Annotated in this window: 15 protein-coding genes; 13 read left to right on the plus strand and 2 right to left on the minus strand. The window is 68.3% G+C overall.

What is annotated here, in order from left to right:
* The first annotated feature begins 37 nt into the window (after window positions 1-37).
* The 6 genes from AUC47_RS10095 to AUC47_RS10120 all read left to right on the plus strand — a co-directional run bounded on the left by AUC47_RS10095 (window position 38) and on the right by AUC47_RS10120 (window position 6,021).
* A complete protein-coding gene (locus tag AUC47_RS10095) occupies window positions 38-601 on the plus strand; it encodes a hypothetical protein (protein WP_096715081.1) in 564 nt (187 codons plus the stop codon).
* 69 nt (window positions 602-670) lie between these two features.
* Complete coding sequence (locus tag AUC47_RS10100) at window positions 671-1,345, plus strand: ubiquinone/menaquinone biosynthesis methyltransferase (protein ID WP_373557859.1); 675 nt, start codon at window positions 671-673, stop codon at window positions 1,343-1,345.
* Window positions 1,346-1,389: 44 nt separating this feature from the next.
* Complete coding sequence (locus AUC47_RS10105; protein ID WP_096715083.1) at window positions 1,390-2,451, plus strand: polyprenyl synthetase family protein; 1,062 nt, start codon at window positions 1,390-1,392, stop codon at window positions 2,449-2,451.
* Window positions 2,452-2,508: 57 nt separating this feature from the next.
* Window positions 2,509-3,882 (plus strand): FAD-dependent oxidoreductase, encoded by a 1,374-nt coding sequence (locus AUC47_RS10110; protein WP_096715084.1) that lies wholly within the window; start codon window positions 2,509-2,511, stop codon window positions 3,880-3,882.
* 62 nt (window positions 3,883-3,944) lie between these two features.
* Window positions 3,945-4,985, plus strand: coding sequence for a hypothetical protein (locus AUC47_RS10115; protein ID WP_096715085.1), 1,041 nt, complete (start codon window positions 3,945-3,947; stop codon window positions 4,983-4,985).
* Window positions 4,986-5,013: 28 nt separating this feature from the next.
* Window positions 5,014-6,021 carry an alpha/beta hydrolase gene (locus AUC47_RS10120; RefSeq protein WP_096715086.1) on the plus strand — a complete coding sequence of 336 codons (1,008 nt, stop codon included), beginning with the start codon at window positions 5,014-5,016 and terminating at the stop codon, window positions 6,019-6,021.
* Window positions 6,022-6,046: 25 nt separating this feature from the next.
* Here AUC47_RS10120 and AUC47_RS10125 read toward each other — a convergent pair whose 3' ends face one another.
* Both AUC47_RS10125 and AUC47_RS10130 read right to left on the minus strand, forming a co-directional pair.
* Window positions 6,047-6,685, minus strand: a complete 639-nt coding sequence (locus tag AUC47_RS10125; protein ID WP_256999521.1) for a GntR family transcriptional regulator — start codon at window positions 6,683-6,685, stop codon at window positions 6,047-6,049.
* 483 nt (window positions 6,686-7,168) lie between these two features.
* Complete coding sequence (locus tag AUC47_RS10130) at window positions 7,169-7,657, minus strand: YajQ family cyclic di-GMP-binding protein (protein WP_096715087.1); 489 nt, start codon at window positions 7,655-7,657, stop codon at window positions 7,169-7,171.
* 86 nt (window positions 7,658-7,743) lie between these two features.
* Between AUC47_RS10130 and AUC47_RS16755 the strand changes: the two genes are divergently transcribed.
* The 7 genes from AUC47_RS16755 to fusA all read left to right on the plus strand — a co-directional run bounded on the left by AUC47_RS16755 (window position 7,744) and on the right by fusA (window position 13,517).
* On the plus strand, window positions 7,744-7,896 hold the full coding sequence (locus tag AUC47_RS16755) for a hypothetical protein (RefSeq protein ID WP_179297579.1): 153 nt from the start codon (window positions 7,744-7,746) through the stop codon (window positions 7,894-7,896).
* Window positions 7,897-8,017: 121 nt separating this feature from the next.
* Window positions 8,018-9,046, plus strand: a complete 1,029-nt coding sequence (locus AUC47_RS10135; RefSeq protein WP_096715088.1) for an ABC transporter — start codon at window positions 8,018-8,020, stop codon at window positions 9,044-9,046.
* Window positions 9,046-9,546 carry a hypothetical protein gene (locus AUC47_RS10140; RefSeq protein WP_256999522.1) on the plus strand — a complete coding sequence of 167 codons (501 nt, stop codon included), beginning with the start codon at window positions 9,046-9,048 and terminating at the stop codon, window positions 9,544-9,546. Before AUC47_RS10135 ends, AUC47_RS10140 begins: the two co-directional genes overlap by 1 nt.
* Window positions 9,547-9,606: 60 nt before the next feature.
* Window positions 9,607-10,254, plus strand: a complete 648-nt coding sequence (locus AUC47_RS10145; protein ID WP_179297580.1) for a spermidine/putrescine ABC transporter substrate-binding protein — start codon at window positions 9,607-9,609, stop codon at window positions 10,252-10,254.
* Between the two features lie 219 nt (window positions 10,255-10,473).
* A complete protein-coding gene (gene rpsL, locus AUC47_RS10150; RefSeq protein ID WP_013584051.1) occupies window positions 10,474-10,842 on the plus strand; it encodes a 30S ribosomal protein S12 in 369 nt (122 codons plus the stop codon).
* Between the two features lie 5 nt (window positions 10,843-10,847).
* Window positions 10,848-11,318: a 30S ribosomal protein S7 gene (gene rpsG / locus AUC47_RS10155; protein ID WP_050722490.1), complete on the plus strand. Its 471-nt coding sequence runs from the start codon at window positions 10,848-10,850 to the stop codon at window positions 11,316-11,318.
* An 84-nt stretch (window positions 11,319-11,402) separates the two neighbouring features.
* Complete coding sequence (fusA, locus tag AUC47_RS10160) at window positions 11,403-13,517, plus strand: elongation factor G (RefSeq protein WP_096715089.1); 2,115 nt, start codon at window positions 11,403-11,405, stop codon at window positions 13,515-13,517.
* Window positions 13,518-13,568: the final 51 nt, after the last annotated feature.

The raw sequence follows: 13,568 nt of genomic DNA on the forward strand, positions 1-13,568 counted from the left end.
GGGCCCAGGGTCGCGCCCCTCGGCCTACGCTGAGCACATGAGTGATGCCCGTCCCGACCCCGGTGCCGAGATGATCTTCCAGTGGCGCAAGTGGGATGGGTCGCCGCACTGGCGTCACGACTGCGTGTACCTGGGCGCGGACGAGTGGGGCGACTGGATCGGCCAGCCCACCGGCTGGCCGAGCGTTCGGCCCGGCGCGTCGTTCATCGCGGAGACGCCCAACGTCACCCTTGTCCCGCGGCGCACCGATTTCGCGCTCACGGTGAATCGCGCGCACCCGAGGGGCATGCGCATCTACATCGACCTCGGGTGGGACGTGCGGTGGTCCGACGACCCCCTCCTCGCGACGGGCATCGACATGGACCTCGACGTCGTGCGCGTCGTGGGGGAACGGGGCACGTGGGTCGACGACCGTGACGAGTGGGCCGAGCACAGCGCGCAGTTCGGATATCCCGACGCTGTGCGGGAGCAGCTGGAAGCCCTCGCCCTCGACCTCGAGCAGCGGGTGCGGGCGCAGGTCGCTCCGTTCGACGACGCGACCGCGGATGCCTGGCTCGATCGGCTGGAGGCTCTGGGGCTCGCGCCCAGGCCTCGCGCCTAGACTGGACGCGTGACCCCGAACGATGACAACCGCGCCGACCTCGGCAAGGACCCCTCCCGCGTGAGCGGCATGTTCGATCAGGTCGCAGCGGGCTACGACCGGACGAACACCGCGATGACGATGGGCAACGACGCGCTGTGGCGCGCGGCGACGACGCGGGCCGTCGCGCCCAAGCCGGGAGAGAAGATCCTCGACCTCGGTGCAGGCACGGCGTCGTCCTCCGCCTCTCTCGCCCGCAGCGGTGCCGAGGTGGTGGCCGCGGACTTCTCGCCCGGCATGCTGGCCGAGGGTCAGCGTCGCCACGGACGCATGCGCAACCTCTCCTTCGTGCAGGCCGATGCGACCGACCTCCCTTTCGGCGACGACGAGTTCGACGCTGTGACGATGTCGTATGCCCTGCGCAACGTGAACGACCCGAAGAAGGCGCTGCGCGAGCTGTTCCGCGTCACCAAGCCGGGCGGCCGTCTCGTCATCAACGAGTTCTCGACGCCTCCCCGTCCGCTCTTCCGCTCCGCCTACCGCTTCTACAACGCACAGGTGCTGCCCCGGGTGGCTCGGGTCGCCGGCACGAACGGCGCCGCCTACGACTACCTCAACGAGTCGATCAGGGAGTGGCCCGACCAGAAGACCCTCGCCGCCTGGACCCGGGATGCCGGGTGGACCGATGTCGCGTACCGCAACCTGTCCTTCGGGATCGTCGCCCTGCACCGGGCCCGCAAGCCGAAGTCCGGCGCAGCGGCGTGACCCCGACGGCGAATCCTCTCGGCGGACGACGGTAGGCTGAACCCGTGACTTCGAGCCGCGTAGCCCCGGGTTCGCGACTGGCGAGCCGTCTCGGTTTCAGCGACCGCATCTTCATCGGCACCGCCGGTCGTCGCATCGCGCAGGCCATCGAAGACGGACTGGAGCTCGTCGAGACGGGTCTCGCGGATGACGTGCGGGTCGCCGACCCGCTGGCCGACGCCGCGAGCCGCTACCTCTACGAGGCAGGCGGCAAGCGCATCCGCCCCGTGCTCACGCTCCTCGCCGCGCAGCTCGGCGACGGCAACACCGAGCAGGTCATCGACGTGGCCAAGGCGCTCGAGATCACGCATCTGGGCTCGCTCTACCACGACGACGTCATGGATGGAGCGGACCGCCGCCGCGGCGTCCCGGCCGCGCAGACCGTGTGGGGCAACAACATCGCCATCCTCACCGGTGACATCCTCTTCTCCCGCGCGAGCCAGCTCATGTCGCGGCTCGGGGAGCGCGCGATCCGTCTGCAGGCCGACACGTTCGAGCGTCTCGTGCTCGGTCAGATGCACGAGACGATCGGCGCGCAGCCCGATGACGATCCCATCGACTTCTACATCCAGGTGCTGGCCGACAAGACGGGTTCGCTCATCGCGGCGGCGACGCAGGGCGGCGTGATCTTCTCGAACGCCCCCTCGGAGTACGAGGAGCCCCTGCGCGTCTACGGCGAGAAGATCGGTGTGGCCTTCCAGCTGCTCGACGACGTCATCGACCTGTCGGCGAAGCCGGAGGACACCGGCAAGGTGCCCGGCACGGACCTGCGCGCGGGCGTGCCGACAATGCCCTACCTGCTGCTGAAGGCCGAGACGGATGCCGCCTCGGTCGCCCTCGCCGCGCGCATCGACGACGGCGTGGCACGAATCGCCGCGGGCGAGGACCCGTCGATCCTCGACGACGCTCTCGCCGAGCTGCGCGATCACGCAGGCACCGAGAAGACCCTCGCGCTCGCGCACTCCTGGACGCGCGACGCGATCGACGCGCTCACCCCGCTTCCGCGGGGTACCGTGCGCGAGGCGCTGACCCGTTTCGCAGAGACCCTCGTCGAACGCTCCAGCTGACGATGCGCGGCCGCGTGGCCGCCCGAGCCGGACGTGACGGCAAACGAAAGGATCACCATGACCAAGCTCAGACTGGCCATCGTCGGGGCGGGTCCCGCCGGGATCTACGCCGCAGACATCCTCCTCAAAGCCGAGCGCAAGTTCGACGTGTCCATCGACCTGTTCGAGCAGCTGCCTGCACCCTACGGGCTGGTGCGCTACGGCGTGGCTCCCGACCACCCGCGCATCAAGGGCATCATCACGGCGCTCCGCGACGTGCTCGACCGCGGCGACATCCGCCTCTTCGGCAACGTCAGGTTCGGCGAGGACATCACCCTCGACGACCTGAAGAAGCACTACAACGCGGTGATCTTCGCCACCGGCGCCATCCGCGACACGACGCTCGACATCCCGGGGATCGACGCGGTCGCCTCGTACGGCGCGGCCGACTACGTGAGCTGGTTCGACGGGCATCCCGACGTGCCGCGCGAATGGCCGCTGGATGCGGCATCCGTCGGCGTCCTCGGCAACGGGAACGTGGCGCTCGACGTCGCCCGCATGCTGGCGAAGCACGCCGAGGATCTTCTGGTGACCGAGGTCCCCGAGAACGTCTACCAGGGATTGCAGGCCAGCCAGGTCACGGATGTGCACGTCTTCGGTCGCCGCGGGCCGGCGCAGGTGAAGTTCACTCCGCTCGAGCTGCGCGAGCTCGGCGAGCTCCGCGACGTCGACATGGTGGTCTACGACGAGGACTTCGATTACGACGAGGCGTCGAAGGATGCCGTGGCCAGCAACAAGCAGGTCATGGTGATCGACCGCATCCTGCAGTCCTGGCGCAAGCGTGACTCGGTGAACAACGCCGGCGGTACGGCATCCCGCCGTCTGCACCTGCACTTCTGGGCGCGTCCGGTCGAGGTGCGCACCGACGAGTCGGGCCGGGTGGCCGCGCTCGTCTACGAGCGCACGCAGCCCGACGGCCAGGGCGGAGCGGTCGGCACCGGCGAGATGCGCGAGGTTCCGCTGCAGGCGCTCTACCGTGCGATCGGGTACTTCGGCTCGCCGCTGCCCGGCGTCCCCTTCGACAAGAAGCACGGCGTGATCCCGAACCGGGAGGGGCAGGTGCTGGCGAAGGACTCGAACCAGCAGCTGCCGGGCGTCTACGCCACCGGCTGGATCAAGCGCGGGCCGGTCGGCCTCATCGGCCACACGAAGTCGGATGCCATGGAGACCGTGCGTCACATCATCAACGACCAGGGGTCCTGGTGGCACCCGGAGGACCCGTCCGAGGATGCCGTCGTCGCACTGCTGCAGGAGCGCGGTGTGAAGTGGACGGACCTCGACGGCTGGCACCGCCTCGACGAGCATGAGATCGGCCTTGGCACGCCGCAGGAACGGGCCCGCGTCAAGGTCGTCCCGCGCGAGGAGATGGTGCGCGTCTCCCGCGGGGAGTGACCGTCACCGGATCGTTGCCCGCCGGCCGCGTGTTGCAGTGAGCGCGTCGATAGCCTGAGCGCATGCGACTGCGTCCTCTTCTCGTCCTGGGAGCGGCCGCCGCGTTGCTCGTCTCCGGTTGCGCCCCGGAGCCGACTCCCGAACCGACGCGCACCTCCTCTGCGTCGACGCCGACTCCCACCGCCACACCGATGCCGGACCCCGTCGTCGCACCCGAGACGGCGTTCGACGTGAGCTGCGACGACGTCGCGGCCGAGATGGCCGGGCTCGTCGGAGAGCCGTCGACCGCCGTGCAGCCGGTGATGTCGCTGGTCTCGCAGATGGGATGGGTGCCTGGACCGGGGCAGCACATGTTCCAGCGTGCTGGGGGGATCGCCTGTTCAGCGGGAGACGAGGAGCGCGGCTGGGAGGTGACGATGGTCCCCGATGCGTCCACCGTCATCGCTGGAGCGACGGAGCGAGGCGGGTACTACGGGGAGGTCTCGAACTGCGACGATGGCGGATACTGCTGGTTCGAGTTCGCCGACGGGGAGGCACTGCTGTCGGCGTCGGTGCGAGACCCGGCCATCGGCGCGGCGGATACCGCTCGGATCGATCATGCGCTCCGGCGACTCGTGGCGGCGGCGTCCGCCAGTCTGCGAGAGGTCGAGTATGTCGACAGTGAGATCGTGGGGGCCCCTTGTGAGCGATTCCTCACCGAGGAGGACGTGAACACCCTGCTCGGCGTCGACGACGCTGTGCTCGTCTCGGAGTTCGGCGGATGGGGGATCCCTTCCGAGGTCTACCAGGTGATCAACGGCTCTCGCCTGTGCCATTACTCCCAGTCCGGCGGCGAGTACGGCGCGAGCTACGCGACGATCACGACGCTGCCGGCGGGGGCGTGGGCGTTCATCGGGCAGGGGGGTGCCGACTCCGCGGTGAAGGGAGCGGATGCCGCGAAGACGAGCTCCGGGGATCACGGCGAGAACATCCTCGACCTTCGTGTGGGCCCCGATTGGATCCGCATCACGACCTACGACAACGGGGCGGGTGCTCTCGACCCGCACCCCCTCGCCGAGAAGGTCGCGCGGAACCTGACCGTCGGGCCGACCGCACCGCAGTAGACGAGGCGCCGTCGGCTAGCCTGGCGGCATGGCTGACTGGATCCCGGACGTCCTCGGCGACGAGTTCGAGCAGCTGACCCTCGACCTCGATGCCGACGACGAGGGTCCCGTGGTCGCGACCCTGGTTCGAGCGCTTCCGCCGGAGTCCGCTTGGTGGGGTCGCGTCCTCGGACGCCGGAGAGTACTCCATGACGCCGATGTCCTGTACGTGCACGGCTGGTCCGACTACTTCTTCCAGAAGCGCCTCGCGCGGTTCTGGACGTCGAGGGGAGCGCGGTTCTTCGCGCTGGACCTCCGAAAGTACGGTCGCAGCCTGCGCGACGGCCAGACACCCGGGTACATCACCGACCTGGCGACGTACGACGAAGACATCGCCGCTGCGCTCGACGCGATGGGTCGCGGTCAGGACGGAGCGGCATCCGAGCGGCAGCTGGTGCTGCTCGGGCACTCGACGGGTGGTCTGACCCTCAGTCTCTGGGCGGCACGGCATCCGAAGACGGCGGACGCCGTGATCCTTAACAGCCCGTGGCTGGAATTCCAGGTCGCGTCCGCGCGACCGCTCATCGCTCCGGTCGCCGAGTTGCAGGCGCGCTGGGCGCCCCGAGACGTGGCGCCGCAGGTCGACCTCGGTTTCTACACCCGAGCCCAACAGGAGGTGGCCGACGACACCGACCCGATGGACATCGATCTCGCGTGGCGTCCGGCGCAGACCATGGCCGTGCACGCGGGGTGGTTCCACGCGATCCTCGTCGGGCACGGAGCGGTCGCCGCGGGATTGGCGATCGATGCCCCCGTGTGCGTGCTGCTCTCCGCACGGTCGGCACCGCCGACCAGGTGGTCGGAGGTCCTCACACGGGTCGACTCCGTCCTCGTGGTCGACGACATTGCTCGCGCGTCCCTCAAGCTCGGGCCGTCGGTCACGGTCGAGCGGATCGAGGGCGCTCTGCACGATGTGTTCCTCTCCCGCCATGAAGCGCGCGACGAGGCCTACGAGAGGCTCGAACGGTGGGTGACCGGGTGGTCCGCCACGAGATGAGAGGCGTCTGACGAGCGGCCTCGGATCAGACGTAGTGCATCGCTCGTGCGAGGCGCTCCGCCGCGTCGGCATCGGCGGTCAGCACGGCCTCCCGGAAGTCGCGGTAGATGCCCAGCATCCGCTCGTGGTCGGCAGCCGGCACGCGCCATGCCCGAAGGTTCCTCGCGAGCGCCATGCTCGCGTCGTTCAGGAGGAACTGATGCTGCGCGTTGCGGCTTCGGCCGCTCAGGAACGCGAACACCGCCCAGCGACTCTCGAAGACGTGGTCATGGGGCGAGATTCCTCTCGACATCTCGTCGATCAGCTCGGCGAGGCGGTCGCGGTCCTCGTTGGACATCCTGGCGACTCCCATCCGTGCCGCCATACCCGCCTGATAGCCGGCGAATTCCAGGGTCTGCTCGACGACCTCGGGCGACACGGCGGTCACCTCGGTGTAGCGGCTCGGGTACATCGTGACGAGCCCGAGGCGCTCGAGCCTCTGCAGCGCCTCGCGCACCGGAGTGCGAGAGACGTGGAGTTCTTCGGCCACGTCGACATCGCGGATGCGGTGCCCCGGCGGTAGTTCGCCGTCGACGATCTGCGCACCGATGTGCTGGAAGACCTCCTCGGCCAGGAGCTGCTTTCCTTCCCGCATGGTCTTCATCGAGTTGGTCCTGCTCTTCATGGATTTGTCCCCACCTACGTTCCCGGATCCGAGCCCCATGAAGCGCGCGGACGGGCCGCTAGATCACGAAGTCGTTCGTCGTGCCAATACCCCACAGGCGCTCTCCGTGAGCGCACGAGAATGTGCTCACGGCGGGGCACCATCGTGGAACCACGCCGATGAGTCCGCGGTGGCGAACGCGCCAGGTGCTCGTCAACCGCAGACGATGCCGAGCGCGGAGATGCCTGCACCTCCGCCCACACAGGGGGGTCGGAGGAGCGCGAAGCCATCAAAGGACTCGCAGCGTGTCGTGCCTCGACTCATCGTCGGCCGCATCAGGATGCGACGTTTCAAGTGTCGGGCACGAGAACCCGTATATCGGTATGCGATCGGGATCTGTGGATAATGTGCTACCGCCGCGCAGGAAAAATCCTGATGTGTCGCCGGGGGCGGCCGGTATGGCGAGTGATCGGCCGGCCGGGGGAGAAGGAGGAGGGGACCGCGTCAGCGGTAGTTGATGAACTGCAGGTCGATGTCGAGGTCGGATCCCTTGAGGAGGGCGATCACGGCCTGCAGGTCGTCTCGGCTCTTCGACTGCACGCGCAGCTCGTCGCCCTGGATCTGGCTCTTGACACCTTTCGGGCCCTCATCGCGGATGATCTTGCTGATCTTCTTCGCGTTCTCCGAGGAGATCCCGTCCTTGAGGGACGACACGATGCGGAACTCCTTGCCGCTTGCGAAAGGGTCGCCCGACTCGAGGCTCTTGAGAGAGATGCCGCGCTTGATGAGCTTGGACTGGAAGACGTCGAGGACTGCGTTCGCCCGTTCCTCCGTGTTGGCGGTGATCAGCACCTGCTCGCCGCTCCAGGCGATCGACGCACCGGTGCCTTTGAAGTCGTAGCGCTGCTCGATCTCCTTGCGGGCCTGGTTGAGGGCGTTCTCGGCCTCCTGGTGATCCACTTTCGAGACGATGTCAAAGGAACTGTCAGCCATAGGGAGAGTGTAACGATCGGAGACGCGTGAAGCATGCGTCGGCGTTGCCTCCTCGTTTCCGTGCGCGCCGGTCGTACCGTGGAGGCATGGCACGGGTAGGGGGACGGAATCTGGCGATGAGCTGGATCGCGGGTGTGCTGTGCACGGGCGTGATCCTGGGTCTCCTCTGGCTCGCGATCCCCATAGTGCCCACCCTCGCGACGTTCGCCGGCGACACTCTGCGAACGCTGCTTCCCTGACGGCCGTCGAGCGCCTGAATCCGCGTGCCGACCGGTCGGGCGACACGTCGGCACGCCTCCGGGGGCGCGCCGACGCGCGGCGGTAATCTCGCAGAGCACACATCCGATGAGAGGCGCACCCATGAGTGACCCCGAGGTTCCCCAGCCCGAGCGGCGGAAGGACGTCGATGACGTCGTCGACAGCGCGAACGCTGGTCTCGACGCCGCCGAGGCCGCCCGCGCGGACGTTCCCGGCCGTTCGACGACGGATGCCGCGGAGGGCGACGTCCCCGCACCGCGCACGGATCCGGCCGTCGACCCCGATCTCGCCGCTTTCGAGGCGGCCGAACGCGAGCACCCCGGCACGTTCTCCACGCCGGAGCTGAACGATCTCGCGCGCTCCGAGGAGCGCGACTCCTCCTTCTCCGATCGGGATGCCGACGCCACGGCCGCACACTCCGCTCCGATCGTGCACAGCGAGTCGACCATGGCGTCCGCCGCCTACTCGGCACCCGACGACACCGAGACGCGCGTCGTGCCCTCCGAGCCGGTCGTCGCGGAGCGCACGGCGGTCGCCGAGCCCGTCGTCGCGCCCGCCTTCACGCAGCAGCCCATCTTCGTCCAGGCGCCCGAGCCGCCGCGCGAACGCGGCAACCGCGGGACCGCCGGAGCCATCGGCCTGCTCGCGACCCTCGCGTTCGCGATCCTGTACCTCGGGACGACCCTCGGCCTGGGCGCGTGGACCGGAGACGTCACCGCCGAGAACATCGGCCAGTCCGCCCTCGCGCCGCTGACGACCTGGGGCTTCTGGGTGCCGGTGGTGGTCTTCTTCCTCGGGTTCTGGCTGCTCGGGGCCTTCATCAACCGCGGCCGCTGGGGCCTGTGGGTGGTGTTCGGCATCATCGTCGGGCTCTTCGCCTGGGGCGGCCATCTGCTCGGCCAGCTGTTCGAGGAGCGGTTCTGGCTGCTCACCGCCCGCGAGGGGAGCGAACTGATCGGCGAGCAGCTGTTCGCGCCGCTCGCGATCGCCGCTTTCGTGTTCGGTCGCGAGCTGACCATCTGGTTCGGGGCGTGGGTCGCCCGCAGCGGCGCCCGCAAGACCGAGCTCAACGCCGAGGCCCAGCGCGAGTACGAGCGCACGCTCGAGGCCGGGCCGACCCTCTCGAGGTGATGGCCGATACCTCGTCGCCGAACCCCCGCGGACCCGGGTCCGCGGGGGTTTCGCGCGTCCTGGCGCTCACTCTCGCCACGATCGGGTTCTTCGCGCTGGCGGTGTTCGGGCTCGGTGCGCTCAGCGTCGCGACCGACGCCGACATCATCGCGGTGCGCGGCCTCGGTCAGATCCCCGGGGTGGTCGGGATGCTCGGGGCTCTCGTCGCCTTCGCGCTCATGCTGTGGTCGTCGCTGCGCCGAGAGCATCCATCCTTCCTGTCGGTGCCGGCGACGGCTCTCGCCACCGCGCTGTCGCACCTGATCGTGCTGTGGGCGGCGGTGCTGGTGGCGCGCGGCGATCTCGTGATCGCGACGGCAGTGGCCGGTGATCTCGTGCGTGGCGGAGCGAGTGCCGTGCTCCTCGTGGCGGCGGCGATCGCCGCGTGGGCAGGCGTGGCCCTCCGTCGTACCAGGTCGGGACGGCCGCGGTGGCCTTGGGAGGACGAGGACTCGGAGTGACGCCCCGCCGTCCTGCGCGAAATCGCCGCGCGCGGCGTGCGCGCATCGTACGCTCTACGTGTGGAGCGCTCGCTGGAGACGCAGGTCGACCAGGCCGTCGAGGCCTGGCTGCGCTGGGTGCCGCGCTGGGAGCCGGCCACCCACCGAGGGCGCGTCGCGCCCTGTCGCCGGTGCCTCGGGTCACCGATCCTCTCCGCGGCCGGCATCGGCGCGAACGCCCCGCACGGCGTGCAGCACGGTCTGTCGACGCGCATGAAGACCATCGTCGACCATGCGGTCGCGGAGTACACGGCGCGGAACCTGCCGATGCTGCAACGGGAGCTGGATCAGCAGGCCGCCCGCAATCGCGCGCGCACCTACCGTCCGGCCGACGACTTGGATCCGGAGTTCGACGGGCTGCCGCTCGACCCCGAGCCGGTGCCGGGGGCGCCGTTCCTGTTCACGATCGCGGGTCTCGCCGACGACGAGTCCGCCGCGCTCCCGCCGCTCCCGCCGCTGACCGACGAGGCGAAGGCGGCGCTGCGGCAGGAGGTCGCTCTCGCCGACGAGTACGCGAACATGGTGGGCCGCGAGATCTGCGGCATCCTGCTTCGCCATCGCATCCGCATCCAGGCGGCCATCTCGCAGCACGTCGAGCCGCAGATCGAGGCGATGCTCGCCGAACTCACGCAGTCGCTCGACTCTCCCTTCGACCCGGATGTGCCGTAGCTCCGGAGTCGGCTGCGGTCATTTGACCGCTCAGGTTACGCGGCATTACACTTGATCAGGTGTGTGCACGTCTCGACGTGCGCGCTGGGCGTCGGCTCCATGGCCGGTCCGCCCCCACGGCATACCCACCACCGCAAAAGCTCGCCGGTTCCGGCGTGCCGGTGGGTCATGATGTGAAACCCATCACGCTGTCACCGTGCAGCACTATGAGGAGAGAACGTGCCAACCATTCAGCAGTTGGTTCGCAAGGGTCGCTCGCCCAAGGTCTCGAAGACCAAGGCGCCGGCGCTCAAGTCGAACCCGCAGCAGGCCGGGGTCTGCACCCGCGTCTACACCACCACCCCGAAGAAGCCGAACTCGGCGATGCGCAAGGTCGCTCGTGTGAAGCTCCGCAACGGCACCGAGGTCACCGCGTACATCCCCGGTGAGGGCCACAACCTGCAGGAGCACTCGCTGGTGCTCGTGCGCGGTGGTCGTGTCAAGGACCTCCCCGGTGTCCGTTACAAGATCGTCCGTGGCGCCCTGGACACCCAGGCCGTCAAGAACCGTAAGCAGGCTCGCAGCCGCTACGGCGCGAAGAAGGGCTGAGTCCAATGCCTCGTAAGGGTCCCGCCCCCAAGCGTCCCGTCGTCAACGACCCGGTCTACGGCGCTCCGATCGTCAGCCAGCTGGTCAACAAGATCCTGGTCGACGGCAAGAAGTCGCTCGCCGAGTCGATCGTCTACAACGCCCTCCGCGGCGTCGAGGCGAAGAACGGCCAGGACGCCGTCGCCACGCTGAAGAAGGCGCTCGACAACGTCCGCCCGACTCTCGAGGTCAAGAGCCGCCGCGTCGGTGGTTCGACCTACCAGGTGCCGGTCGAGGTCAAGCCTCACCGCGCCAACACCCTCGCCCTGCGCTGGCTCGTGAGCTACGCCAAGGGTCGTCGTGAGAAGACGATGACCGAGCGTCTGCAGAACGAGATCCTCGACGCGTCGAACGGCCTGGGTGCCGCGGTCAAGCGCCGCGAGGACACCCACAAGATGGCCGAGTCGAACCGCGCGTTCGCTCACTACCGCTGGTGACAGCCTCGTCCGCCCCCGGCCACACGCCGGGGGCGGGCACCCCCTCTTCGCAGTACGACTGCACGAAAAGATAAGGACACTCCTGTGGCACAAGACGTGCTCACCGACCTGAGCAAGGTTCGGAACATCGGCATCATGGCGCACATCGATGCTGGAAAGACCACGACGACCGAGCGCATCCTGTTCTACACGGGCGTCAACCACAAGCTCGGCGAGACGCACGACGGCGCCTCGACCACCGACTGGATGGAGCAGGAGAAGGAGCGCGGCATCACGATCACGTCTGCCGCCGTGACCTGCTTCTGGAACAAGAACCAGATCAACATCATCGACACCCCCGGTCACGTGGACTTCACGGTCGAGGTGGAGCGCTCGCTCCGCGTCCTCGACGGCGCGGTCGCCGTGTTCGACGGCAAGGAGGGCGTCGAGCCCCAGTCCGAGACCGTGTGGCGTCAGGCCGACAAGTACAACGTCCCCCGCATCTGCTTCGTCAACAAGATGGACAAGCTCGGCGCGGACTTCTACTTCACCGTCGACACCATCATCAACCGCCTCGGTGCCAAGCCGCTCGTGCTGCAGCTCCCGATCGGCGCCGAGAACGACTTCGTCGGCGTCATCGACCTCGTCGAGATGCGCGCGCTGGTCTGGCCCGGCGACGCCAAGGGTGACGTGACCATGGGTGCGTCGTACGAGATCCAGGAGATCCCGGCCGACCTCAAGGACAAGGCCGAGGACTACCGCCAGCAGCTGCTGGAGACGGTCGCCGAGACCGACGAGGAGCTTCTCGAGAAGTTCTTCGGCGGCGAGGAGCTCACGGTCGCCGAGATCAAGGGCGCCATCCGCAAGATGGTCGTCGCCTCGGAGATCTACCCCGTGCTCTGCGGCTCGGCGTTCAAGAACCGCGGTGTGCAGCCGATGCTGGACGCCGTCGTCGACTACCTCCCGTCCCCGCTGGACGTGCCCGCCATCGAGGCGCACGACCCGAAGGACGAGGAGAAGATCATCGAGCGTCACCCCGACGCGAAGGACCCGTTCGCAGCCCTGGCCTTCAAGGTCGCGGTGCACCCGTTCTTCGGTCGTCTGACGTACGTGCGCGTCTACTCGGGCGAGCTCGAGTCGGGCGCTCAGGTCATCAACTCGACCAAGGGCAAGAAGGAGCGCATCGGAAAGATCTTCCAGATGCACGCCAACAAGGAGAACCCGGTCGACAAGCTGACCGCCGGCAACATCTACGCCGTGATCGGCCTGAAGGACACCACCACCGGTGACACCCTCGCCGCGATCGACGCGCCGGTCGTCCTCGAGTCGATGACGTTCCCGGAGCCGGTGATCGAGGTCGCCATCGAGCCGAAGACCAAGGCCGACCAGGAGAAGCTGGGTCTCGCGATCCAGAAGCTCGCCGAGGAGGACCCGACCTTCCGCACGGAGCTCAACCCGGAGACCGGTCAGACGACCATCAAGGGCATGGGCGAGCTGCACCTCGACATCCTCGTCGACCGCATGAAGCGCGAGTTCCGCGTCGAGGCGAACGTCGGCAAGCCGCAGGTGGCGTACCGCGAGACGATCCGCAAGGCCGTCGAGAAGCACGACTACACGCACAAGAAGCAGACCGGCGGATCGGGCCAGTTCGCCAAGATCCAGTTCAACATCGAGCCGCTCGAGCTCGACGGTGAGAAGACCTACGAGTTCGTGAACTCGGTCACCGGTGGTCGCATCCCGCGTGAGTACATCGGCTCGATCGACGCCGGTTTCCAGGACGCGATGAACGTCGGCGTGCTCGCCGGCTACCCGATGGTGGGCGTCAAGGCGACCATCGTCGACGGTGCGGCCCACGACGTCGACTCCTCGGAGATGGCGTTCAAGATCGCGGGCTCCATGGGCTTCAAGGAGGCCGCTCGTCGCGCGAACCCCGTGCTGCTCGAGCCGCTGATGGCCGTCGAGGTCCGTACTCCCGAGGAGTACATGGGCGACGTCATCGGCGACCTGAACTCGCGTCGCGGCCAGATCCAGTCGATGGAGGACGCCGCAGGCGTCAAGGTCGTCCGCGCGTCGGTGCCGCTGTCCGAGATGTTCGGCTACATCGGCGACCTGCGCTCGAAGACCTCGGGCCGTGCCGTCTACTCCATGGAGTTCGACAGCTACGCCGAGGTCCCGCGCGCCGTGGCCGACGAGATCGTCCAGAAGGCCAAGGGCGAGTAACCCTTTCTGGGAGCCGGGTTCCGGCCCGGCTCCCAGGTCACCTACAACTTC

The organism is Microbacterium sp. SZ1, from assembly GCF_002362255.1.
Taxonomy (GTDB): Bacteria; Actinomycetota; Actinomycetes; order Actinomycetales; family Microbacteriaceae; genus Microbacterium.